Here is a 24,037-nt window from a genome sequence, read left to right on the forward strand (position 1 = left end):
TGGTCACGACCGAGGCGAACCCCGACGGCACCGACATCTCGGTCTTCGACGGGTTCCGCGAGGCGCTCGCCGCCAACCGCGCCTCCAGTCCGTCACCGGTCCGTCACCGATCCGTCGCGGGCGCCGCGTCGTCGACGACCGCGAGGCCGTTCAGGGTGCGGGGGTACCCGATGAACGGCACCAGGACGGTGAGCACGTCGAGCAGGTCCCGGCGGTGGTTGCCGACGGCGAGGTTCCCGGCGACGTGCCCACGGACCTGTGCGTCGGCGCCACCGAGCGCGACGAGCATCGCGAAGGTGACGAGCTCGCGGGTCCGGAGGTCCAGCCCGCCGCGGGCCACCGTGTCGCCGAAGCAGTTGCCGGAGAGGAACCGCTGGAAGTGCACCGTGTCGGGCGACGCGGCCTCGTACATCCGGTCGACCCGGTCGGCGCCGACGATCCGTCCCTGCACCGCGCGCCCGCGGGCCAGTCGCGTGTCGGGGTCGGTCGTGCGCTGATCAGGCAGGGGGAGCGCGACGCCGCGGGCGACGAGAGCGTCGTGGGTGATCGTGAGGAAGTCGACGGTGCGGGCGAAGCCGACGTAGGCGACGGCCTGGTACACGACCTCCTTCGCCTCGACGGGGGTGACCTCGTTGGCGAGCGCGGCTCCGAGGAGGACGGCGAACTCGGTGTGCGCACCGACGGCGATCGTCGCGCCGAGCTGGACGAGGAGTCGGTCGTGCCGGGTGATCGCGACGTCGCGCAGGGTCTCGTCGAGGGCGAAGTCGGCGAAGGACGCCGCGAACCCCGGGTCGGTCTCGGCGAGGGTCGAGGTGTGGTCCGGGAAGAGCTGGGCGTGCTCGCGCTGGGCTGCTGGGTTCGCTGGCATGCCCTCGACGCTAGGACCGGGGTCGCCTCCGTGGGAGGGGACGCTGGGACACCCTCCGGCAGGGCACCCCTCCGCGAGCGCGAGCGGCCCGCCTGGGCTCAGGACGACGGTCCGGCGGCGACCCGGCGGTCCCGCACGGCCCACGGCAGCAGGAGCCCGGCGAGCACCCCGCCCCCGAGGTCGGCGGCCAGGTCCCCGATGGTGTCCTCGTAGCCGACGTAGATGGTCGGGTCGAGGAAGGTGTGCCCGAGGAACTCGAACATCTCCCAGACGGATCCGATCGCCAGCGACAGCACGCCGGCGACGACGACCGCCTGGACCCGACCGACCCGGTCGCCCGTGCGCAGCACCCCGGTGTCGCTCGCGATCACCCAGAGCACCGCGGTCAACGCGGCGAGCAGCACGAAGTGCACGAACTTGTCCCACAGGAACACCGAGGTGTACCAGCCGAGGACGCTGCTCCACCCGGCGACGAGCGCCAGTGCGCACACGGCGGTGTCGACGGCGGGTCGGAGTCCGAGCACGCGGGGGACGACGACCCCGAGCAGTGCGAGCAGGAGCACGGCGAACGCGATCCAGCCCCACCCGATCGTGGCGACCGGGAGGCTCAGCAGCGTCACCGCACGGACGGCGTCGGCGACCACCTCGGCGCCGCGGGGTCGGCGGAGGAACGTCGCACCGAGCCGGTCGATCACGCGGTGGTCCGCGGTGGTCGTGGTCACGCTGCCTCCCACCGGAGCACGGCCTGCACGGCGGCGTGGTCGGACGGCCACACCCCGCTCGGTCGGCGCGTCGACACGGCCGCCGCCGACACGGAGGCACGCACCCCGTCGGCACCGCGGGCCAGGATCCAGTCGATCCGGCGTCCGCCCCGCCGGGGAGCGCGGTACCCGAGGTGCGTGCCCCACTGCTCGGACGCGTGCGAGGCCGCCGCCGTCCAGGTGTCCGCGAACCCCGCGTCGGTGAGGACCCGGTGCGGAGCACTGCCTGCGGGGGCGTTCGCGTCGCCGAGCACGACGACCGGGAGCCCGGCCTCGTCCGCCCACCGGACGAGGAGCTCCGCCGACCGCCGGCGTGCCAGGGGCGATGCGACGTCGAGGTGCACGGACACGGCGAGGAAGCGCGTGCCGGTGACGCGGTCCTCGAGCTGGAGGCCGACGGCGATCCGGGGGAACAGGGTGCCCCACGACCGGCTCCCGATCCGCTCCGGCCGGCGGGACAGCGCCCGGACGTGCTCGCCGGTGATCCGCAGACGGTCGGTGTCGACGAGCATCCCGACGTGCTCCCCGTCGCCACGGCGCCCGCGACCGCGGAGCACCGCGGTCCACCGGGGCTGCAACCGCTCCGTGAGCCAGCGCTCCTGGTCGGGCAGGACCTCCTGCAGGGCGGCGAGGTGCGGGGACTCGGACCCGAGCAGCTCGAGCACGGCACCGCGGCGGTGCGTCCAGGCGTCGGGGTGGTCGGTCCGACGGTGCGGGACGCGTCGGCGGACGTTGAGGGACAGGACGTGCAGGTCCGGGGCTAACCGCGGCCCGACGAGCGGGGAGTCGCTCACGACGCCGGCACCTCCTCGAGCGGCTCCACGACATCCGGTCCGGGGACGCGCTCGACCACGGCACCGGGCACGGCACGGGGCGTCGCCCAGCAGCGCCGCACGGCCCGGACGACCGGCAGGATCCGGAACCCGCCGAGCGCCAGGGTCCGGAGCGCCTTCCGCGTGCGCACGACCAGGCCGGGCAGATCGCGGACGGGGTCGCCCGACACGGACATCACGAGGGAACGGTCGAGCACCACCGGCCACGCGGGATCGAGCTGCACGGACAGGTCGACGTCGTCGTGGACGTCGGCGTCGTACCGGTGCACGCGGGACCGGACGGCCTCCCAGGCGCGGCGCCGGATGACCAGGTTCGAACCGAACAACGGCGGCCGCCACAGTGCCGCCGTCATCAGGGCGAAGTAGGCGCGCATGTACGCGACGTGCCAGAACGCCCGCTCCAGACGACCGAGCCCGCGGAACTCGCCCGGCCCGGTCACCGCCACGACGCGGTCGTCGTCGAAGTGCCGGAGCGCCCGCTCGAGCCAGTCCGGACCCGGGCAGGAGTCCGAGTCCAGCCGGGCGATCAGGGTCCCCGTCGCCGCGTCGTAGCCCCGGGACGCCGCCGCGGCGATCGCCCGGACGGGTTCGTGCAGCACGCGGGCACCGGCCTGGGAGGCGACGGCCGCGCTGTCGTCCGAACTGCCGTTGTCGACGACGACCACCTCGTCGGGCAGCCGCGTCTGTCGAGCCAAGGCCGCGAGGCACCGGCGGAGCTGGTCCGCGTCGTCGAGGACCGGCACGACGACGGTGACGGTGTCGGGGCGGCGCATGCGACCACCCAACCAGGCCGTGCTCCGACCGTGCCCAGCGCTGCGGGCCGGCACCGCGCCTCCTGGCCGCCCCTACTCCACGTCGACGTCCCGCTTCCCGCGCCGGACGATGAGCGGATCGGGCCGGCCGATCACGTCCACCGCCTTGTCCGGGTAGTCGAACTGCGTCAGGAAGTACCGCATCGCGTTCAGACGAGCGCGCTTCTTGTCGTTCGACCGGACGATCGTCCACGGTGCGTACCGCTTGCTCGTCCGCGCGAACATGGCGGTCTTCGCCTCGGTGTACTCGTCCCACCGGTCGAGCGAGAGCAGGTCGATGTCGGACAGCTTCCATCGCCGCACGGGGTCGAGCTGCCGGATCGCGAACCGCGTGCGCTGCTCGCGGCGGGTGACCGAGAACCAGAACTTCGTGAGGTGGATGCCGGAGTCGACGAGCATCCGCTCGAACTGCGGCACCTGCGTCATGAAGGACTCGTACTCGTCGTCGGAGCAGAACCCCATCACCCGCTCGACACCGGCGCGGTTGTACCAGGAGCGGTCGAACAGGACCATCTCGCCCGCCGACGGCAGGTACTGCACGTAGCGCTGGAAGTACCACTCGCCGCGCTCGCGTTCGCTCGGCTTGCTCAGCGCGACGACGCGGGAGGTCCGGGGGTTGAGGTGCTCCGTGAACCGCTTGATGGTGCCGCCCTTGCCCGCGGCGTCGCGACCCTCGAAGAGGACGACGGCCTTCTGCCCGGTGTCCTCGAGCCAGTACTGGCACTTCAGCAGCTCGATCTGCAGGTGGTACTTCTGGTACTCGTACTCTTCGCGGCCGAGGCGTTCGTCGTAGGGGTAGTCGTCGCGCCAGGTCAGGACCGGGTTGCCGTACGGGTCGATGAGGTCCGGGTCGGCGGTGTGCCCGTCGGCGACGCTGTAGCCCTCGGTCCGGAGCTGCTCGATGTACTCCCGGATGGGCTGCGAGTACTGGGCCTTGTCCACGGGTCCTCCTCGTCGGTGTGCTGCACCCCCATCCTGGCGTGCGTTTCCCGGCTGCGTCCGCAGGGACACCGGACAAACTTCCGTCAGGGCTGTACGTTCACGGTGAGGTCGCTGGACGCGATCGCGGCAGAAGGAGCAAGCATGTCAGGAACAACCCGGTCGGGACGTCCGACCACCGTCACCGTCTCGTTCGTGATCTGGCTGGTGGTCGTCCTCGCGAACATCATCCAGGGCATCATCGGTCTCGTCTCCGGCGGCGGCGCCTCGGCTGCGCAGGGCGTCGGCACGGCTCCGCTCATCGGCGGTGCGATCTTCGCCTTCATCCTCGCGATCATCGAGCTGATCATCGTCTTCAAGATGCGCGACGGCCGCAACTGGGCGCGCATCGTCCTGCTCGTGCTCGCGATCCTGCAGGTCATCGGCGTCGGCGTGGGTGCCGCCTCCGGTGGCAACGCCTTCGGCTGGATCGGTGGCATCGCGGTCATCGTCGCGACCATCCTCATGTTCGTCGGTGGCGCGAACGGCTACTTCCGCCGTCGCTGACGACCGGAGTGCGGGTCGCGACGCGACCCGATGACGGACGGGAGGCGCGGTGCCGGCTGGCACCGCGCCTCCCGTCCGTCTGTGGTCCGGTCCGTCTGCGGTCGTGTCCGCGAGAGGATGGCCGGGTGCGCACCGCGACCGACCTCCTCGACGCCCTCGTCCGTCACGTCGACGCCACCGGCTTCGCCGCCCACGGCCTCCACGTCCTCGTCGGGGACGACGCCGCCGAGCACCACTGGACGCCCGACGTCCGCCGTGAGGTCCACTCCGTCGCCAAGGGGATCGCGGTCCTCGCCACCGGGATCGCCGCCGACGACGGACTCGTCGACGTGGACGTCCCGGTGTCGACCCTCCTGCCCGCCGTCCGCTTCGGGGCGGGCACGGACGCGGTCACGCTCCGGCACCTGCTCACCATGACGAGCGGTGTCGACATGCCGTGGTCCGAGACGGAGCTCACCGACTGGCCGGACCTCGCGGCCGAGTTCCTCGGACGCCCCTCGCGCGGCCGGGTGTTCCAGTACGCGAACGCGAGCACGTACACGGCGATGCGGGTCCTCGAGACCCGGGTCGGCGACGTCGGCGCGTTCGTCGCCCGGCGGTTGTTCGACCCGCTCGGGATCGAGGACGTGCCGTGGGCACGCTGCCCGAACGGGTACGTCGCCGGCGGCGAGGGTCTGACGCTGCGCACCGGCGAACTCGCCCGGATCGGCCGACTGGTGCGCGACCGCGGAGAGTCCGCGGGGCGACGCATCGTGGGCGCACGCTGGTGCGACGCGATGCACACCGACTGGGTCGAGCGCGACGGCACGGGCCCCGGCTACGAGCGGTACGCGATGGCGGGGTGGGACGGCCCCGGCCGGCTCTGGCGGCTGCACGGCGCGTACGGGCAGATGCTGCTCTTCGACGGCGACACGGTCGTCACCGTGACGGCGGACGACCACTTCGGAGCGGACGCCTTCGCGGCGGTCGTCGCGACGGAGCTGGAGTCGGAGGAACGGGCCGACCGGGCCTGAACGCCGCGGGCCGACGGTCGAGAGCCGAGGGTCGAGGGTCGCGGGTCGCGGGCCGAGAACCGGGCGTCAGTGGCGCCGTCGGCTCGAGATCAGTCCGCCGAAGACCAGCACCACCGCCACGCAGAAGACGATCAGTCCCGCGGGGTCGATGCCGTCGAAGTTCATGGTTCCTCCTGGAGTCCTGTCCCGACGGTACGACCGCGATCCTCGACGTGCGCGGTGTCCGGGGACCCCGGGCATTCCGGCCCGCACAGGTTCCTCCGGCCCAGGCGGGTTCGTCCGGGGAACGCACCCGATCCCGCCGGAGTGCGCATGTGCGCCCGCTGCGAGCGCTCCGGCCGAACGGGTGCGATGATGATCCGCGGCCGTCGCCCGACGGCGAAGAAGCCGTCGGACGGACGGTGAAGAGACGGAAGTGACGAGCGTGACCGAGACCCGCTCTCAGACCCCGACGACCGAGACCTCCGATGACGCCGGCACCCACGGCCCCGCGAAGGGCATCGCCGCCCTCGCCCTGGCCGCCCTCGGCGTCGTCTTCGGCGACATCGGCACGAGCCCGCTGTACGCGCTGCGCACCGTGTTCACGATCGACGGCGGCATCGTGCAGGCCAACCAGGAGGACGTCTACGGCGTGATCTCGATGATGTTCTGGAGCATCACGATCATCGTGTCGATCAAGTACGTCCTCGTGCTCATGCGCGCCGACAACAACGGCGAGGGCGGGGTGATGGCGCTCGCCGCACTGGCCCGACGCCTCTACGCGAAGCGCCGCGGGGGAGCGACGATCTTCCTCGTCATCGGGATCGTCGGCGTCTCGCTGTTCTACGGCGACTCCGTCATCACCCCGGCGGTGTCCGTGCTCTCGGCCGTCGAGGGGCTGCAGACCGCCGCTCCGAGCGTCGGCCACCTCATCGTGCCAATCGCGGCGGTCATCCTCGTGGTGCTGTTCGCGGTGCAGCGGGTCGGCACGGGCAAGGTCGGCAACCTGTTCGGCCCCGTGATGCTGCTCTGGTTCGTCGTCATCGCCGCCGCCGGGGTGCCGCACATCCTGGCGCACCCGGGCGTCCTGCAGGGGCTTTCGCCCACGTGGGCCATCGCGTTCCTCATCGCGCACCCGTACATCACGTTCGTCGCGATGGGCGCGGTCGTGCTGGTCATCACCGGCGCCGAGGCGCTCTACGCCGACATGGGCCACTTCGGGCGGACGCCGATCCTCCGCGCCTGGTTCTTCGTCGTCTTCCCGGCCCTCGTGCTGAACTACCTCGGCCAGGCGTCGCTGGTGCTCAACCAGCCCGGGGCGGCGAAGGACCCCTTCTTCCTGCTCTTCCCGAGCGCGTTGCAGATCCCGGTCGTGATCCTCGCGACGATGGCCACCGTCATCGCGAGCCAGGCGGTCATCTCCGGGGCGTTCTCGCTGAGCCGCCAGGCCGTGCAGCTCGGCCTGCTGCCGCCGCTCACCATCCGGCAGACCTCCCGACAGGAGGGCGGCCAGATCTACCTGCCGGCCGTCAACCTCCTGCTGTTCATCGGCGTGATGGCCGTCATGCTCGCGTTCCGTTCCTCGGCGAGCCTCGCCACCGCGTACGGGGTCTCCGTCACCGGTGCGCTCGTCGTCGACACGCTCCTGCTGCTGCTCGTGGTGAAGCCGCTGTGGCACTGGAAGACGTGGAAGCTCGTCGTCGCCGCGGTGGCGTTCGGCGGGCTCGAGCTGACGTTCCTCGCCGGCAACCTGTCGAAGATCCTGCACGGCGGATGGGTCCCGCTGCTGATCGCGCTCGCGGTGATCACGCTCATGACCACGTGGCGTCGTGGCCGGCAGCTCGTGCAGGAGGAGCGCAAGGAGCGCGAGGGGTCCCTCGCCGACTTCATCGAGAAGATCAACACGAAGGGCATCCCGCGCGTGCAGGGTGTCGCGATCTTCCCGCACCCCAACAAGGAGACGACGCCGCTCGCGCTCCGGGCGAACGTGGAGCACAACCACGTGGTGCACCGGACGGTCGTCATCGTGTCCGTCATCACCGCGAACGTGCCCCACGTGCCGCACGCCAAGGCCTTCTTCCGTGACGACCTCGGCTACGAGGACGACGGCATCGACCACATCACGATCAAGTTCGGCTTCTCGGACGACCAGGACCTGCCGAAGGCCCTGCACGCGGCCTGCCTGGCCGAGGTGCTCGACGTCGACCCCGAGGAGATGGCGAACGCGTCGTACTTCATCTCGCGCGGCGCACTCCGGCCGGTGGCGGGGAACCGAGGCATGGTCGGCTGGCGCAAGAAGCTCTTCGTCGGGCTGGCGCACAACGCCGCCGACCCGGCCGCCCGCTTCGGGTTGCCGGCGCACCGCACCGTGACGATGGGCAGCGACGTCGAGATCTGACGGCCGTCGCCCGCGTCAGCAGCAGTCGCAGGCCTCGACCTCGCGCTCGCCGGTGAGCGCGGCGACGGGCTGCTTGCACGCGTCGCCCCGCCAGGCCTCGAGCCCTTCCCGGACCGCGAACACCACGACGACGAGCCCGGCCACCGGGTCCGCCCAGGTCCAGCCGAACAGGGTGTTCAGCAGCAGGCCGACCAGGACGGCGGCGGAGAGGTAGCTGCACACCAGGGTCTGCTTCGAGTCCGCGACGGCCGACGCCGAACCGAGCTCGCGGCCCGTGCGCCGTTCGAGCAGGCTGAGGAACGGCATCACGGCCAGGCTGACCGCGGCGAGCACGATGCCGACCGTGCTGTGCTCCGGCTCGCGCAGTCCGGTGAGCGTCAGCACCGCGTCGACCGAGACGTACAGGGCGAGCCCGAAGAACGAGACGGCGATCACGCGGAGCGCCGTCCGTTCGCGCCGCTCGGGGTCGGGCGCCGCGAACTGCCACGCGACCGCGGCCGCGGAGAGCACCTCGACGATCGAGTCCAGGCCGAAGCCGATCAGGGCGGTGGACGACGCGACCGAGCCGGCGCTGATCGCGACGACGGCCTCGACGACGTTGTACGTGATGGTGGCGGCGACGATCCATCGGATCCGGCGGCGCAGCACCGCGCTCCGGACGGCCGTCGGACGGGGCCCGAGGGGCAGCGCGGCGCTCATGCGCCCGGCCCGCAGCAGAGCGGCACGGCACAGGCGTCGTCGGTGCACGGCGCACCGTCGTCGACCGCCAGCACGACGTCGACGAGCGACTCGAGTGCACGGGCGAGGTGCGCGTCCGCGATCTCGTAGCGGGTCCGGCGGCCTTCCGGGACGGCCACGACGATCCCGCACCCGCGGAGGCACGCCAGGTGGTTCGACACGTTCGCCCGGGTGGTCCCGAGGTCGTCGGCGAGGACGGCGGGGTAGCGGGGGGACTCGAGGAGGCGGAGGAGGATCCGCGCGCGGGTCGGATCGGCGAGGGCGCGGCCGAGGCGGTTCATCACCTCGAGGCGCGGTGCGACGAGCAGCATGCACCCACAGTACAGCGCGGACTGTACTGAACGGGGGTAGACGGGTACGTCGGGTACAGCGAACCTGAACGCCGGGGGATCCAGGCCGGGAATCGACTAACCGACGAGCAGCGACGCCCGATACTCCATCGCACAAGCACCACGGCCATCGCAACACACGCACACCCCCACGCAGGAGGCAGTCAGCATGCGGTCCCCGTCCGTCCTCGTCGCCGCGCTCTCGATCGCACTCGTCGCCGCGACCAGCCTCGCTGCCGGCGCGCCCGCCGGAGCAGCGGCCCTCCCCGCCTCGTCGAAGGCGACCTCGACCGTGCCGGACGGCCGGACGATCCCGAAGACGAACGTCACGACGAACGGCCGGACCTGGAAGCAGACGTTCCGCGCCGGGTTCGACAGTGCCGCGCCGGTCGGCAAGTTCGCGGCGACGTACCCGCGGATCGGTCTCTACGACGGCTTCACGGACACGACCGGCAAGGGGAAGTACGCGCCGTCGAAGGTCCTGAGCGTGAAGGGCGGCGTGCTCGACTTCGCGCTGCACACCGAGAAGGGCCAGCCCCTCGTCGCGGCGATCATGCCCGACGGGTACGCCCCGCACAAGACGGGTCGGGTGTCGATCCGGTACAAGACGACGAAGACCCAGGGCTACAAGTTCTCGACGATCCTCTGGCCGTCGAGCGACGACTGGAACGAGGGCGAGATCGACTGGCCCGAGGCCGACCTCGGTGCCCGCCCCCGCCCGGCCTCGGCGGTCCCGGGCAGCTGGACGCCGCTCGGCATGCGGTTCGAACCGGGCAAGGAGACCTTCGCGCCCTCGGACAGCACCGGCTGGCACGTCGCGACGACCGAGTGGGACAAGGGCATCGTCCGGTTCTACTGGGACGGCAAGCTCGTCTCCTCGACCACCAAGGCGGTGCCGACGACGGCCTTCCGCGTGACCATGCAGGCGGAGACCACCACGAACGGCGGGGCGATCCCGGCGAGCGCGGTCGGGCACGTCAGCGTCGACTGGATCGCGATCTGGAACTGACCGGGCGCCGGCCCCGCTGACCGACGCGGGGACCGGGGCGGCCGCGCCCGCTCAGTGGGTGCGGCCGCGCAGCCGTCCGATGCCCAGCACGACGGCGACGACCACCAGGCCGAGCAGGAGCCCGACCACCGCCGACACCGCGGTGTCCACGATCCACGTGACGACCGGCCCGGTCGCCTCGATGCCGTGCTCGATCGCGTGCAGCAGGTCGTACGGGCCGTGCCAGAACGTCTCCGCCAGGTTCGCGATCACGAGGTGTCCGCCCACCCAGAGCATGGCCACCGTGCCGACGACGCCGATCACACGGAACACGGTCGGCATGCCGCGGACGATCCGCGCGCCCGTCCGTCTCGTGCGACGGACGCTGTTCTTCATCATCTGCAGCCCGATGTCGTCGATCTTCACGAGCAGGGCCACGGCGCCGTAGACCGCCCCGGTCATGACGAGCCCGATGACGATGAGCGCGCCGAGCGTCGGCCAGAACCCGAGGTCGGGGTCCAGTCCGGCGAGGGCGATGAGCATGATCTCGGTGCTGAGGATGAGGTCCGTGCGGATCGCCCCGAACACGAGCTTCGGTTCGGCGACGGTCTCCTCGGACTCGCTGACGTGGTGCGCGCCGAACCACTCGGTGACCTTCTCGGCCCCCTCGAAGCACAGGTAGGTGCCGCCGAGCAGCAGCAACCACGGCAGCACCCACGGCGCGAACGCGGTGAGCAGCAGCGCGAGCGGGATGATGATGACGAACTTGTTGAAGAGGCTGCCGAGCGCGATCCGCCCCACGACCGGCAGCTCGCGCGCGGGCGAGAGCCCCTGCACGTACTGCGGGGTCACCGCGGCGTCGTCGATCACGACGCCAGCGGTCTTGGCGCTGGCCTTGAGGGCCGCGGAGAGCACGTCGTCGACGATGGCGAGCAGACCGACTGACATGCGCTCAGACTAGGGCCTCGGCGCGTCCCGTCGGCGCAGGGTCTGCGAGGGGGACTCCCCGTACACCTCGGCGTAGTACCCGGAGAACCGCCCGAGGTGGTTGAACCCCCACGACAGCGCGACCTCGGCGACCGTCACGCGCTCGGGGTCGCCCGCGAGCAGTTCGGCGCGGACCCCGTGCAGCCGGGCCTCGCGCAGGAACTGCATCGGCCGGACGCCGACGTTCCGCTGGAAGGCCGCCTGCAGTCCCCGTGCGCTCACCCCGGCAGCAGCGCTCACCTGGGCGACCGTGAGCGGCCGGCGGGCGTTCGCGACCATCCACTCCTTGGCGAACCGGATCGTCGACGACCCGACCGCCACCGTGGGCGCCGACGACGGCGTCGCGTCGAACGCCGCCGCCACGGCGTCCGCGATCGACTGGTTCCAGCGTGCGCGGACCGTCTCCGGCGCGGTCGGGTCCAGGAGGCGCGGTGCGGCCTCGCCGATCCGGCTGCGGAGCAGCCGCAGCGCGTCCACCCCCAGCGTGCGGCGGAACGCGAGCTGCCGCGGCTCGTCGTCGCCGCGGCGCGCGGCGGCGATCGACTCGAGGAACGCGCCACCGAACCGGACCGAGTGCTGTCCCGAGGGGAGCCCCTCGAACGTGAAGTCGCGACCGACCGGGTACATCACCGGGATGCCGGGCAGCAGCTGCACCGGGTCGCGGGTCCCGGTGTCGATCGTCATGCCGGGGCCGGTCGCCCACGCCAGGACGTAGTCGTGACCGGGGACGATCGTGCCCCACCGTCGTGCCGCCACGTCCGAGGTGCCCACCACCACGTCCTGGTCGCCGACGGCCCGGAAGCGGAAGGCGAACCCGTCGCGGGCAGCATCGCCGATGTGGATGTCACGGCTGTCGTACACCCGCTCGTACAGCGCCACGGCATCGTCGAGGGAGGACCCCCGGCGATCGACGTGGATCGGCGCGACATCGTGGACCATGTCCGACCAGTGTCGCGCATGTCGTCCCCGATCGGTCACATCGCGACGCAGTTCGCGCACCCGACCACGGACGCGACTGCGTTCGGCGGCTGTTCCGTACGGGCTGCCAGACGCCGCCGAGGACGGTGAGGACAGCGGCGGATCCGTCGCTCGGACGGAGGACCACATGTACTTCCACGCACAGACCTGGATCAACGAGATCGCCGACGGCGAACCGGACCCCGCGGCCGCCAACGCCCTGCAGGAAGGACTCGGCGGGCAGTTCGGCGAGATGCGCACGATGATGCAGTACCTGTTCCAGGCGATGAACTTCCGGGGTCCGGCCGCGAAGCCGTTCCGCGACCTCATCCAGGGCGTCGGGACCGAGGAGATCAGTCACGTCGAGCTCATCGGCACCACGATCTCACGGCTGCTCGACGGTGCTCCCGAGTACTCCGGCACGCCCACCGACCCGCTCGACACTCCCGGGGCGAAGGGGGCGACCCCGCTGCACATCGCGCTCGACACGGGCAACATCCACCACTACCTCGTCGGTGCCCAGGGAGCCCTGCCGGTCGACGCCGCCGGGAACCCGTGGAGCGGCAGCTACGTGTACAACTCCGGCAACCTGCCGCTCGACCTGCTGTACAACCTCATGCTCGAGTCGACCGGCCGCCTGCAGAAGTGCCGGATCTACGAGATGACCGACAACCCGACCGCTCGCAGCACCATCGCGTACCTGATCGTGCGCGACCAGGCGCACGAGAACGCCTACGCGAAGGCGCTCGAGGCCCTCGGCGTCGACTGGGGGAAGCTCCTGCCGATCCCGAAGACCAACGCCGAGGCCTTCCCCGAGGTCAAGGCGCTCGTCGACCTGGGGCTGCAGAGCAAGCAGTACAGCTTCGACCTCGACGGTGCGTCCGAGGCCGCGAAGATCTTCCGCGGCGCCTCCCCGTCGAACGACGGCACCGACCTCGACGCGTCCGAGCAGGCACCCGCCGGGGTGCCGTCGTTCATCGCGCCGGAGCGGCTCGAGGAGTTCGCGCCGGGGCTCGACGCCGATCTGCTCGCACTCATCCAGCAGACCGCGGAGCTCGAGCTCGACCAGGCCGAGACGCCGGTGTACGGCCCCGTCGCCTGACCGGTCTCAGTCGAGGCAGAACTCGTTGCCCTCGACGTCCTGCATGACGATGCACGACTCGTTGACCTCGTCAGCGAGCATGCGGCGGAACTGCGTGGCGCCGAGGGTGACGAGCCGGTCGCTCTCGGCGTCGAGGGCGGCGAGCCGTTCGGCGCCGACGAGCCCGCTGCCGACCCGGACGTCGAGGTGCACGCGGTTCTTCACGACCTTGCCCTCCGGCACGCGCTGGAAGAACAACCGCGGGCCGACTCCGGTCGGGTCCACGCAGGCGAACGCCGAACCGCGGTGCTCCGGGGGCAGCGCCCGGTCGAAGGCGTCCCACGAGTCGAACCCCTCCGGTGGCGGCGGCACCACGTAGCCGAGGACCTCGCACCAGAAGCGCGCCACCCGCTCGGGGTCCGCGCAGTCGAACGTCACCTGCACCTGCCGCACCGTCGCCGTCATGGCGCCACTATACGTCGTGGGCGCCACCACGCGCCGGGCCGCCACCGCCGTCGGGAGGCGCGCCGCGCCTCCTGGGTCAGAGGGTGGAACCCTCGAGCCGCACGCGGTCGCCGCGGTACCGGTCGAAGACGGTCTGGACCGGCACGCCGTCGAGGTCGTGGTACGTGACCTCGCGCACGATGAGGGGCGCGCCGACCTCGGTACCGAGCATCTTCGCCGTGTGGGCGTCGGCCGCCTCGCTGCCGATGGTGACGAGCACCTCGCCGCGCGACGCGTCGAAGAAGTCGCGGAGCACCGTCGTCATGTTGATCGGCCCGGACAGGCTCTCGGGGGAGTGCGTGTAGCGCACCGAGAAGTAGGCGGCGCGGAGCCCGATCACGTCGTCGTCGGTGACGAGCAGGTTCTCGATCATCCGGACGTGGTCCTCGTCGATGCGGAGCCGTTCGCGCACGAGCGGGAAGCTCGGCACGATGCGGTCCTCGAAGCGCTCGACGTAGACGTGCTCGCTGTCGGCGTCGATGTCGGTGAGGGGCACGACGACCCCGCGGTGCGTGACCTTCGTCCCGACGCGCGGCCGGCGCTCGAGGAACCCGGTGTCCCGGAGCTGCGCGAGCGCGGCGCGGACGGACCCGCGGCTGGTGTCGAACAGCGTGACGAGGTCCTCTTCGGCGAGGGGAGCGTCGGGTGCGATGTGCCCCTCGCGGATCGAGGCGGTGATGAGGTCGCGGACCCGTCTCGCCGAGATCTGTCGGCCGCGTGAGGACCCGCCCTTCGCGCGCGGGTGGTCGGACAGCGTGTCGCTCATCGTGACTCCGATCGTCGCAGGATCTCACCGCCACGATGCGGCTCGGGTGCAGTGAGTATACGACGCTCGTCGCGCAGGGCAACGGATTCCTCCGAACCGCGCGAACGGCGTGAACGGTCGGGTGAAGTCGCTCTCACCTGGGCTTTCCTTTCGCCGTTGGTCGCTTAATGATCCGGTTACACCCGGAGCGGTCGGCGGAAACGAACGATCGCGAGCATTGCTGACCACCACCCGATGCGACGGAAGGCCGGCACATGACCGTGAGAGAGCCCGACATCGTCGACGATGCGACCCGTGCGGAGGCCGAGCGTCTCGCCGCCCTCGACACCTCGTTGACGACGAGGCGACGAAGCGTCCGGGAGCGCCTCTGGTTCCTGCGCCCGGCCGGACTGACCGTCGCCAACGTCCTGGTGTTCGTCCTCGTCTCGTTCTTCCTCGTGCAGCTCATCCCCGGTGACCCGGTCGTGTCGGCCACCGGCGGACGCCTGTCCGGCGCCGAGCTCGAGCAGGCGCGGGAGTCCTACGGGCTGACCGGCTCGTGGATCCAGCAGCTCGGCACCTACCTGACGCAGCTCGCCCACCTCGACTTCGGCACGTCGATCGCCACCGGCCGACCGGTCGCGCAGGACCTCGCGACCCGGGTCCCGGCGACGCTCGAGCTCGTGTTCTGGGGGCTGCTCCTCGCCTCGGCGGTGTCGCTCGTGACCGCGCACTTCATCGTCACGCACCGCCGCAACCGCTTCGCGAAGCTGCTCACCGCCTACGCCCGGTCGGCGGGCGCGCTGCCCGAGTACGTCATCGGCATCGCGTTCCTCTTCGTCTTCTACGCCGAGCTGCACTGGGCCCCGGCGCCGAGCGGCCGCCTCGACCCGCTGCTCATCGCGCCGCCCACCGTGACGAACTTCCCGATGGTGGACGCGCTCATCGCCGGGGACCCGGCAGCCTTCGCGTCGTACGCGCAGCACCTCGTGCTGCCCGTCGTCGTGATGGTCGTCGCGCACTCCCCGCTGCTCATCAAGATGCTCATCGTCAACCTGGACCAGGCGATCGACGACCCCGCCACCCGGTTCCGGGTGGCGTCCGGAGCGTCCCGCCGGACGGTCCTCGCGAGCATCTACCGCCGGGCGCTCCCCTCGGCGGTCGCCACGCTCGGCATGCTGTTCGGCCTGTTCCTCGGCGGCGCGGTGGTCCTCGAGTCGCTCTTCGGTCTCGGCGGACTCGGGCAGTACGCCGTGGACGCGGTGAACGCCTCCGACGTCTTCGCGCTGCGGTCGTTCCTCCTCGTCACCGCGGCGATGTGCCTCGTCATCTACCTCGTCACGGACATCGTCACGATGCTCCTCGACTCGAGGCGGCGCGCCGGCGTCGCCGGGAAGGACGCCTGATGGCGCTCGACACCCCCACCGCGCTGCCCGAGCCGACGACCACCGGAGCGGGGAGCACCCGCTCGACGCAGGACGGTCGCGTCGGTCGGCCGGCCGGGCGCACCGGCTTCGTCCTGCGGCTCGTCCCCTTCGCCGTGCTCGTCGTGCTCGCGGTCGTCGGGCCGTTCCTGGTGAACCACCCGGCCACGTCGGTGGTCGGCGGGCAGTCGGAGGCCCCGTCGGGGGAGTTCTGGTTCGGCACGGACGCGAACGGCCTCGACGTCTACTCCCGGGTGATGACCGCGTTCCGCCTCGACATCGTGATCGCGATCTGCATCACGGTCATCGCCACCGTCGTCGCCATCGTGATCGGGCTCGTCTCGGGCATGTACCAGGGCGACCGCACCGTGCTCGGGTTCGTGGCCCGACTGCTGGGCCGCGCCGTCGACCTCGTGCAGTCGATCCCGGTGATGATCGCCGGACTCGTGATCGTGTCGTTCTTCGGACGCAACGCCGTGGTGATCACGCTCGCCCTCGCGATCGTCCTCATCCCGTTCCAGGCGCGGCTGATGCGCACCGAGGTCCTCCGCACGCGGTCGGACGGCTACGTCGACGCCGCCCGGATGTCCGGCGAGTCCGAACTGCGCCTGCTCCTCCGGCACGTGCTGCCGAACTCCGCCCGGACGACGATCGAGAACACCTCGACGATCTTCGGGATGGCGATCATCTTCTGCGCCGCCCTCGGCTTCCTCGGCGTCGGCATCCCGACACCGACCGCGGAGTGGGGCACCATGCTCGCCGCCGGTGCCCCGGACGCCGCGGTGGGGCGGTGGTGGCCGGTGCTCTTCCCGGCAGCCGCCCTCGGCCTCTCCGTCTGGTCCGCCTCGGTCCTGGTCGCGGCCTTCGTCGGCCGATCGCGGGTCTGACGGCGACCACCCGCCCCACGCGCCCCCTCCTCCCCACCCACACCGTCCCTCCCGTCCCATCCCCTTCCCCAGGAGACCCCTGCCCATGCTGAACATGAAACGCACCATCGCCGCCGCCGCGATCGCGGTCGTCGGCGCCCTCGGTCTCGCGGCCTGCAGTGCCGGCGGGAACGCCGCCTCCAGCGCCTTCGTCATCGTCACCGCGGCCCAGCCGCAGAGCTTCTCGTACGAGACCAGCGCCACCGGGTACGAGGCCGCCGAGTTCTTCAAGAACACCGGAGCCTCGCTCATCCGCAACGAGTACGTCGACGGCACCGGCGGTCAGGCCGAGCACGAGGACTACAACAAGTTCGCCCCGGTCCTCGCGAAGAGCTACGACGTCTCGGACGACGGCCTCACCTACACCTTCCACCTCGACACGGACGCGAAGTCGACGGCGGGCAACGCACTCACCGCCGACGACGTGATCTGGAGCATCCAGCGCAAGTTCGCCGTCGAGACGAGCATCGTGCCGTTCATCAGCGCCCCGTTCATCACGAAGCCGGACCAGTTCGCGAAGGTCGACGACGAGACCGTCACCCTCACGCTCGACAAGGCGAGCTACGGCTACACGGCCCTGTCCCTGCTCGCGAACGTCGGCTACAACATCTACGACGCGAAGGTCCTCAAGGAGCACACCACGTCGAGCGACCCGTGGGCCGTGAAGTGGTCGGGCACGCACCCGAACTTCGGCTTCGGGGCCTACAAGGTGGACACCTACACGCCCGGTGAGCAGACGATCTACACCGCGAACGCCGGGTACGCCGAAGGCAAGCCGTCGATCGCCCGGATCGTCCAGCGCGTGGTCGCGGACGCCGGCCAGCGCGCCAACCTGGTGAAGTCCGGCGACGCGCAGATCGCGGCGCAGCTCCGTCCTGCCGACCAGGTCGAGCTCAAGGACGCCGACGCCGCGCAGGTGTTCGACGTGCCGACGAACGCGTACGTGTACATGCCCCTCCTCACCACGAAGGGCACGTTCAAGGACGTCGCCGTCCGCCGCGCACTCGCCGCGGCGATCCCCTACGACAAGATCAACGAGAACGTCTACCACGGTCGGGCCGACTCCATCTCGAGCATCCTCTCCGACGCCGACCCGGGCTTCGACGGCAGCGGGCTCACGGCCAACGAGACCGATCCGGCCGAGGCGAAGAAGATCCTGGCCGACGCCGGGTACACCGACCCGGTGCAGTTCACCCTCACCGTGAACAACTCCGTCCCGGACCTGCAGGAGACCGCCGTCCAGATCCAGACCGCGGTGAAGGACGCCGGCTTCGACATGACCATCGACACGGTCAACTCGTCGACCTTCCAGGCCGGACTCGCCGCGAAGACGTTCGAGGCGTCCCTCGGTCGCGACTACGCGGTCGTGCAGTCGCCGCCCTACGTCCTGTCGCTCTTCTACACGCCGGGCTCCGCCATCAACTGGCCGGACTTCGACAACGCCGAGCTCAACCAGGCCATCGCGGACGGCAACGCCGCGGGCGACCCGACCGGGGCCGAGGCGGGCAAGTACTGGAACGCCGCGCAGAAGGTCCTGCAGGACCAGATGCCGACGATCTACATCAACTACGTGCAGCCGCTCAACGCCTTCGCGAAGGACGTCGACGGGTACGTGTTCCGCTCCGACAACGTCATCGACTACTCGCAGCTGCAGCTCGCCTCGAGCTGAGCGACGACAGGGAGACACCATGAACGACCAGTCGGCCCCGGTCCTCCGGGTCACGGACCTCAACGTCACCTACGGCACGAACCACGCCGTCCGCCACGCCGACCTCGTGGTCCGGCGCGGGGAACGCGTCGCGGTCGTGGGTGAGTCGGGCTCCGGCAAGACGAGTCTCGCGGGCGCCATCGCCGGGTTCCTCGACGCCGGGACCGTCGAGGTCGCGACCCTCGAGCTCGCCGGCAGCTCGATCGAGCGGACCGGGCCGGCCGGTCGGATCCCGGTCCGGACCCCCGGGCTGTCGATGATCTTCCAGGACGCGATGTCGTCCCTCGACCCGGTGTGGACGATCGGCAGCCAGCTGGTCGCCGTGCTCCGGGCCACCGAGCGGGTGTCGAAGCGACGTGCCACCGCCGACGCCCTCGAACGGCTCCGTGCCGTGGGCATCACCGACCCGGACCGGGTCATGGGTGCCGAGCCGCACGAGCTCTCCGGGGGGATGCGGCAGCGCGTGATGATGGCCATCGCGCTCGCCTCGAAGCCCGCACTGCTCATCGCCGACGAACCCACGAGCGCGCTCGACGCATCGCTCGCCGTCGGTGCGATGCAACTCATGGTCGACCTCGCCGAGCAGGAGGGGACGGCGGTGCTCGTGATCACGCACGACATCGAGCTCTGCCGGCGCTTCACCGACTTCGTCGTCGTCATGTACCAGGGCGAGATCGTCGAGCAGCTGCCGTCCTCGCGACTCGACGAGGCCACCCACCCGTACACCCGTGGACTGCTCGAGTGCGTGCCGACCCTGGCGTCCGCACGGCTCGACGAACTGCCGACGCTCGAGTCGGTCCGCGCCCGACTGGAAGGAACGGCGGCATGACCGGCATCCGCATCGAGGCCACCGGGGTCGCCCGGCGCTACGGCCGCAAGACCGCCGTCCGGGACGTCTCGTTCGTCCTCGGCGCGAGCCAGCGCGTCGGCATCGTGGGGGAGTCCGGCTCGGGCAAGTCCACGATGGCGAAGATCGTCACCGGACTCGAGCGGGCCTCCGCCGGCACGATCACCGTGGACGACCGGGACCTCCGGTCGATCATGTCGACGCGTGCCGGTCGGCTCGAGTACCGACGACGGGTGCAGCTCGTCGCCCAGGACACCACCTCGACGTTCGACCCGCGACACCGCATCCGCGAGTCGCTCCGGACACCGGCGCAGATCCTCGGCGGGCACGACGTCGCCGGTGCGGACGCCGCGATCGGCGAGATCACCACGGAGCTCGGCATCGACCCGAGCTGGGTCGACCGGTACCCGTCCGAACTCTCCGGCGGCCAGCGTCAGCGGATGTCGATCGCCCGGGCGCTGGTCGTCCGGCCCGACCTGCTCGTGTGCGACGAGGCCGTCTCGGCGCTCGACGTCTCGGTGCAGGGCGTCGTCCTCAACCTGCTCAAGCGCTACTCGAACGACCACGGCGCCGGCCTCATGTTCGTGTCGCACGGGCTGCCGGCGACCGCGTTCATCACGGGCGAGCTCGTCGTCATGAACCAGGGCGAGGTGGTCGAGTCCGGCCGCACGCTCGAAGTCCTCGAACACCCCAGACACCCGTACACGCAGAAGCTCGTCGACGCCCACCTGGCCGTCGAGGAGCCCGTGGCGTAGTCCCTCCCGGACGCGCCCGCCCTCCCACACGAAAGGCTCCACATGTTCCACCTCGGATGGTTCCTCGGCAACGGCTTCGGCATCCAGGCCTGGTCCGACACGAACGGCGACGGTCCCTGGACCGGCACGAACGTGACCGACTGGATGAAGCCCGACATCTACATCGACCTCGCGAAGAACCTCGAGCGCGGCGGCTTCGACTACATCCTCATCGAGGACACCGCGATGGTCGAGGACTCGTACCGCGGCACCGCCGACACCTCGCTACGGCGCGGGTTCATGGCGCCGAAGAACGACCCCATGCCGCTCGTCCCGCTCATGACGCAGGCCACGAAGCACATCGGCATCGTCCCGACGTTCTCCACGATCCAGTACCCGCCGTACCTCGCCGCACGCCTCGGCACGACGCTCGACCACCTCACCGAGGGGCGCATCGGCATGAACGTCGTGACGAGCGTCACCGACCGCGTCGCCCAGAACTACGGCTACGAGCAGCACCTCGACCACGACGAGCGCTACCGGATGGCGATCGAGTGGGCCGACGTCGTGAAGGCCCTGCAGGGGTCCTGGGAACCGGGGGCCGTGGTCGCCGACCCGGTGGCGGGCGTCTACGCCGACCACACGAAGGTGCACCCGATCGACCACCGCGGCGAGTTCTTCCGCTCGCGCGGGCCGCTCAACACGATCCCGGGGCCGCAGGGCGTCGTCCCGATCTGCTCGGCCGGTGGATCGGAGATGGGCCGGCAGCTCGCCGCGCTCCACGACGACACGATGATCGCCCTGTCGAAGACGCCCGAGAGCGCGAAGGCGTACCGCGACGACATGCGCGCCCGGGTCGCCGCCGCCGGCCGGAACCCGGACGACGTGAAGTTCCTGTTCATCGTCACGCCGACCATCGCCGCCACCGACGCCGAGGCGCAGGCCGCGTCGGAGGCCGCCCGGCTCGCGATGTCGTCGGACAAGGCGATCGAGTACAACCTCTGGAACATGTCGTACACGTCCGGTGGTCGCATCGACTTCGGGGCGATCGACCCGGACACCCGGGTCGAGGACATCGACATCTCGAAGCAGAACGGCGAGTACACCTCGATCGAGAAGCTCTTCGAGGGCCAGCAGGGCCGCACGCTGCGCGAGGTCGTCGCCTCGTCGCACCAGGTGAACGACCTCGGGTTCGTCGGCTCGCCGGACACCGTCGCGGCGAAGATGGGCGAGTTCATGGAGCACGTCGGCGGCGACGGCTTCCTCGTCTACATGCCGACGACCCGCCTCAACATGGCGATGGTGGCCGACGGCCTCTCCCCGGCCCTGCGCCGCCGGGGGCTCATCCGCGACGAGTACACCGGCACGACGCTCCGCGAGAACCTGCGGGCGTTCTGATGCCGGGCGCCCCGGCGCTGTTCGAGGCGATCGAGCTGCGCGGCACCCGGTTCCGCAACCGGCTCTGGGTGCCCGCGCTGACGATGTTCACGGTGGAGGCACGGGACGGCATGCCGACCCCGTTCCACCACGTGCACCTCGGTGGGCTCGCGCTCGGCGGCGCCGGGGCGATCGTGGCGGAGTGCACCGCCGTCACCCCGGAGGGCCGGGTCACGCCGTACGACCTCGGGCTCTGGGACGACGCGCAGCGCGACGCCTGGCGCCCGACCACCGCGTTCGTCCGCGACCAGGGCGTCCGCATCGGCATCCAGCTGAGCCACGGCGGTCGCAAGTCGTCCACCGGGCGGAGCTGGGACCGGGTCCGCGGCACCGTGCCCGTGGCGGACGGCGGGTGGCCCGTCGTGGGACCGTCCACCGTGCCGTACACCGGGTACGCGGCTCCGCGGGAACTCAGCACCGACGAGGTCCGCGGGATCCACCGGGCGTTCGTCGCGGCGGGCGTCCGGGCGCGCGACGCGGGGTTCGAGTTCGTCGAGCTGCACGCCGCGCACGGGTTCCTGCTGCACCAGTTCCTGTCCCCGCTCGCCAACACGCGCGACGACGAGTACGGCGGCTCGCTCCACGGACGCGCCCGCCTCCTGCTCGACGTCGTCCGCGACCTGCGCGCCGCCCTCGGTGACGGGTTCCCGATCCTGGTGCGCTTCTCGGCGACCGACTGGGTCCCCGGGGGCTGGACCGAGCAGGACACGGCGACCACGGCCTCCTGGGCGGTGGCGGCCGGCGCGGACCTGTTCGACGTGTCCACCGGCGGGATGGTCCCGGACGCCGAGATCCCGGTGTTCCCGGGTTACCAGGTCGGGCACGCGGAACGGCTGCGGGCCGCCACCGGTGCACCGGTCGGCGCGGTGGGGCTGGTCACCACCGCCGACCAGGCCGAGGCGGTCGTCGCCGAGGGCCGGGCGGACGTCGTGTTCGTCGGCCGTGAGTTCCTGCGCGACCCGCGCTTCGGACTCCGCGCCGCCGCCGAGCTCGGCGCCTCCATCGACTACCACCCGCTGCCGTACCACCGGGCGCAGCACCGTCCGGCACCACACCACCTCCCACGGAAGGCACACCCATGTTCCACCTCGGTTGGTTCCTCGGCTACGGCTTCGGCGTCTACGGCTGGAACGGGCAGTGGTCCGGCAACGTCCGCCACGACGTCGCCAACCCGCAGCTCTTCGTCGACGCCGCCACCTCGCTCGAGCGGGCCGGGTTCGACTTCATGATGCTCGAGGACTCATCCGTCCTCCCCGACGTGTTCGGCTCCTCGTTCGAGCACTCGCTGCGCTCCGCGATCGTGCGGCACGACCCCATGCCGCTGGTCCCGCTGCTCGCCGCCGCGACGAAGCACCTCGGCATCATCGCGACCGCCGCGACGCCCTTCTACCCGCCGTTCCTCGCGGCCCGGCTGATGTCCACGCTCGACCACCTGACGCACGGCCGTGTCGGCATCAACCTCGTCACGGCCTCACCGCACGCGGCCGCGCAGAACTACGGCTACGACCAGCACTTCGAGCACGACGAGCGGTACGCGATGGCCGACGAGTGGATCGACGCGGTCCGGGCGCTCTGGGACACGTGGGACGCCGACGCCCTCGTGCTCGACGAGGCGACCGGCGTCTTCGCCGACCACACGAAGGTGCGGTACGCCGACTTCGCGGGGAAGTACTACCGCACCCGTGGGCCGCTCAACACGGTCGCCAGCCCCCAGGGACACCCGGTGGTCTGCCAGGCCGGCGGCTCCCCGGCGGGTCGCGACCTCGGCGCGCGCAACGCCGACACGCTCATCGCCTCGGCACCGGGCGTCGACGCCATGCGCGAGTACGTCGACGACATGCATCGACGGATGGTCGGGTTCGGCCGCGAGGAGACGGACGCGAAGATCCTGTTCCTCGTCGAGCCCGTGCTCGCCGACACCGACGACGAGGCCGAGGCGAAACAGGCCCGACAGCTCGCCGCCACCCGGGAGAACATCGACGCGCAGCTGGCGAACCTGTCGTACACGTCCGGGTTCGACTTCGCGCAGTTCGACCTCGACGAACCGCTCCCGGCGGACCTCAAGGGCAAGAGCAACGGGCACCAGAGCGTCATCGAGGCGTTCCTGGCGAAGGCCGACGGCAAGACGCTCCGCGAGGCCCTCCCCGCGCAGCGCGACACCACGGGATCGGTCCGGCTCGTCGGCAGCCCCGAGACGGTCGCCGACCAGATGGAGGAGGCGATCGCCGCCTCGGGCGCCGACGGCTTCCTGGTCGGACTCCCGGTGACCCGGAAGAACCTGACCGAGGTCTGCGACGGACTCGCGCCGGTGCTCCGGCGCCGCGGTCTGATCAGGGACGGCTACGAGCACGAGACGTTCCGCGAGAACCTGCTCGCGTTCTGACACGCGAGTTGCCGGGAGGCGCGGCTCGACTCCGCCCCTGACCTGCGGTTTCCGCGTGGCCACCACCAGGGCGGCTCGCGCAATGAACGGTAACGGCACC

Annotated in this window: 23 protein-coding genes and 1 pseudogene; 13 read left to right on the forward strand and 11 right to left on the reverse strand. The window is 71.1% G+C overall.

The window, feature by feature from the left end:
* Positions 1-103: 103 nt before the first annotated feature.
* From J2X60_RS11770 to ppk2, 5 genes are all read right to left on the reverse strand, one after another.
* On the reverse strand, positions 104-868 hold the full coding sequence (locus tag J2X60_RS11770; protein WP_309887673.1) for a carboxymuconolactone decarboxylase family protein: 765 nt from the start codon (positions 866-868) through the stop codon (positions 104-106).
* Positions 869-966: 98 nt separating this feature from the next.
* Complete coding sequence (locus J2X60_RS11775; protein ID WP_309887675.1) at positions 967-1,590, reverse strand: hypothetical protein; 624 nt, start codon at positions 1,588-1,590, stop codon at positions 967-969.
* Positions 1,587-2,423, reverse strand: a complete 837-nt coding sequence (locus J2X60_RS11780; protein ID WP_309887677.1) for an endonuclease/exonuclease/phosphatase family protein — start codon at positions 2,421-2,423, stop codon at positions 1,587-1,589. Before J2X60_RS11780 ends, J2X60_RS11775 begins: the two co-directional genes overlap by 4 nt.
* Positions 2,420-3,235, reverse strand: a complete 816-nt coding sequence (locus tag J2X60_RS11785; protein WP_309887679.1) for a glycosyltransferase family 2 protein — start codon at positions 3,233-3,235, stop codon at positions 2,420-2,422. Before J2X60_RS11785 ends, J2X60_RS11780 begins: the two co-directional genes overlap by 4 nt.
* Before the next feature lie 72 nt (positions 3,236-3,307).
* Positions 3,308-4,216 carry a polyphosphate kinase 2 gene (gene ppk2, locus J2X60_RS11790; RefSeq protein WP_070416884.1) on the reverse strand — a complete coding sequence of 303 codons (909 nt, stop codon included), beginning with the start codon at positions 4,214-4,216 and terminating at the stop codon, positions 3,308-3,310.
* A gap of 141 nt (positions 4,217-4,357) precedes the next feature.
* Here ppk2 and J2X60_RS11795 point away from each other — a divergent pair, with 141 nt between their 5' ends.
* The 3 genes from J2X60_RS11795 (at position 4,358) to J2X60_RS11805 (ending at position 8,149) form a co-directional block, all read left to right on the forward strand.
* A complete protein-coding gene (locus J2X60_RS11795) occupies positions 4,358-4,759 on the forward strand; it encodes a hypothetical protein (protein ID WP_071295331.1) in 402 nt (133 codons plus the stop codon).
* 125 nt (positions 4,760-4,884) lie between these two features.
* A complete protein-coding gene (locus J2X60_RS11800) occupies positions 4,885-5,772 on the forward strand; it encodes a serine hydrolase domain-containing protein (protein WP_309887681.1) in 888 nt (295 codons plus the stop codon).
* A gap of 415 nt (positions 5,773-6,187) precedes the next feature.
* Positions 6,188-8,149 carry a potassium transporter Kup gene (locus tag J2X60_RS11805; protein ID WP_261645740.1) on the forward strand — a complete coding sequence of 654 codons (1,962 nt, stop codon included), beginning with the start codon at positions 6,188-6,190 and terminating at the stop codon, positions 8,147-8,149.
* Between the two features lie 15 nt (positions 8,150-8,164).
* Here J2X60_RS11805 and J2X60_RS11810 read toward each other — a convergent pair whose 3' ends face one another.
* Together J2X60_RS11810 and J2X60_RS11815 are read right to left on the reverse strand one after the other, a co-directional pair.
* Positions 8,165-8,848 carry a cation diffusion facilitator family transporter gene (locus J2X60_RS11810; protein ID WP_071301769.1) on the reverse strand — a complete coding sequence of 228 codons (684 nt, stop codon included), beginning with the start codon at positions 8,846-8,848 and terminating at the stop codon, positions 8,165-8,167.
* Positions 8,845-9,198, reverse strand: coding sequence for a helix-turn-helix transcriptional regulator (locus J2X60_RS11815; RefSeq protein WP_071295328.1), 354 nt, complete (start codon positions 9,196-9,198; stop codon positions 8,845-8,847). Before J2X60_RS11815 ends, J2X60_RS11810 begins: the two co-directional genes overlap by 4 nt.
* A gap of 187 nt (positions 9,199-9,385) precedes the next feature.
* On the opposite strand from J2X60_RS11815, the gene J2X60_RS11820 reads away from it, so the two are divergent.
* Positions 9,386-10,225: a glycoside hydrolase family 16 protein gene (locus tag J2X60_RS11820; RefSeq protein ID WP_070416879.1), complete on the forward strand. Its 840-nt coding sequence runs from the start codon at positions 9,386-9,388 to the stop codon at positions 10,223-10,225.
* Positions 10,226-10,276: 51 nt separating this feature from the next.
* Here the strand turns inward: J2X60_RS11820 and J2X60_RS11825 are convergent, their stop codons facing one another.
* Entirely contained in the window at positions 10,277-11,152 is an 876-nt protein-coding gene (locus J2X60_RS11825) for a DUF808 family protein (protein WP_309887684.1), read from the reverse strand.
* Positions 11,153-11,161: 9 nt separating this feature from the next.
* A complete protein-coding gene (locus tag J2X60_RS11830; protein WP_070416877.1) occupies positions 11,162-12,130 on the reverse strand; it encodes a helix-turn-helix transcriptional regulator in 969 nt (322 codons plus the stop codon).
* A 166-nt stretch (positions 12,131-12,296) separates the two neighbouring features.
* Between J2X60_RS11830 and J2X60_RS11835 the strand changes: the two genes are divergently transcribed.
* Positions 12,297-13,250, forward strand: a complete 954-nt coding sequence (locus J2X60_RS11835) for a manganese catalase family protein (RefSeq protein WP_092384462.1) — start codon at positions 12,297-12,299, stop codon at positions 13,248-13,250.
* A gap of 6 nt (positions 13,251-13,256) precedes the next feature.
* On the opposite strand, the gene J2X60_RS11840 is transcribed toward J2X60_RS11835, so the two are convergent.
* Complete coding sequence (locus J2X60_RS11840; protein ID WP_309887687.1) at positions 13,257-13,694, reverse strand: VOC family protein; 438 nt, start codon at positions 13,692-13,694, stop codon at positions 13,257-13,259.
* 76 nt (positions 13,695-13,770) lie between these two features.
* Positions 13,771-14,499 carry a GntR family transcriptional regulator gene (locus J2X60_RS11845; protein ID WP_022907943.1) on the reverse strand — a complete coding sequence of 243 codons (729 nt, stop codon included), beginning with the start codon at positions 14,497-14,499 and terminating at the stop codon, positions 13,771-13,773.
* A gap of 254 nt (positions 14,500-14,753) precedes the next feature.
* Here J2X60_RS11845 and J2X60_RS11850 point away from each other — a divergent pair, with 254 nt between their 5' ends.
* From J2X60_RS11850 to J2X60_RS11885, 8 genes and pseudogenes are all read left to right on the forward strand, one after another.
* Positions 14,754-15,884, forward strand: coding sequence for an ABC transporter permease (locus J2X60_RS11850; RefSeq protein WP_022907944.1), 1,131 nt, complete (start codon positions 14,754-14,756; stop codon positions 15,882-15,884).
* On the forward strand, positions 15,884-16,789 hold the full coding sequence (locus tag J2X60_RS11855) for an ABC transporter permease (protein ID WP_309887690.1): 906 nt from the start codon (positions 15,884-15,886) through the stop codon (positions 16,787-16,789). The genes J2X60_RS11850 and J2X60_RS11855 overlap by 1 nt, the downstream gene beginning before the upstream one ends.
* Before the next feature lie 85 nt (positions 16,790-16,874).
* Positions 16,875-18,497: an ABC transporter substrate-binding protein gene (locus J2X60_RS11860; protein ID WP_309887692.1), complete on the forward strand. Its 1,623-nt coding sequence runs from the start codon at positions 16,875-16,877 to the stop codon at positions 18,495-18,497.
* 19 nt (positions 18,498-18,516) lie between these two features.
* On the forward strand, positions 18,517-19,365 hold the full coding sequence (locus J2X60_RS11865; protein WP_309887694.1) for an ABC transporter ATP-binding protein: 849 nt from the start codon (positions 18,517-18,519) through the stop codon (positions 19,363-19,365).
* Complete coding sequence (locus tag J2X60_RS11870; protein ID WP_092384453.1) at positions 19,362-20,138, forward strand: ABC transporter ATP-binding protein; 777 nt, start codon at positions 19,362-19,364, stop codon at positions 20,136-20,138. The genes J2X60_RS11865 and J2X60_RS11870 overlap by 4 nt, the downstream gene beginning before the upstream one ends.
* A gap of 42 nt (positions 20,139-20,180) precedes the next feature.
* Positions 20,181-21,515, forward strand: a complete 1,335-nt coding sequence (locus J2X60_RS11875) for an NtaA/DmoA family FMN-dependent monooxygenase (RefSeq protein ID WP_022907949.1) — start codon at positions 20,181-20,183, stop codon at positions 21,513-21,515.
* On the forward strand, positions 21,515-22,783 hold the full coding sequence (locus J2X60_RS11880; protein ID WP_309887696.1) for an NADH:flavin oxidoreductase/NADH oxidase: 1,269 nt from the start codon (positions 21,515-21,517) through the stop codon (positions 22,781-22,783). Before J2X60_RS11875 ends, J2X60_RS11880 begins: the two co-directional genes overlap by 1 nt.
* Positions 22,762-23,937 (forward strand): annotated as a pseudogene (locus tag J2X60_RS11885) (NtaA/DmoA family FMN-dependent monooxygenase); the annotation flags it as partial. The gene J2X60_RS11880 and the pseudogene J2X60_RS11885, both read left to right, overlap by 22 nt.
* Positions 23,938-24,037: the final 100 nt, after the last annotated feature.

Origin of the sequence: Curtobacterium sp. 320 (assembly GCF_031455235.1) — a bacterium.
GTDB lineage: Bacteria > Actinomycetota > Actinomycetes > Actinomycetales > Microbacteriaceae > Curtobacterium.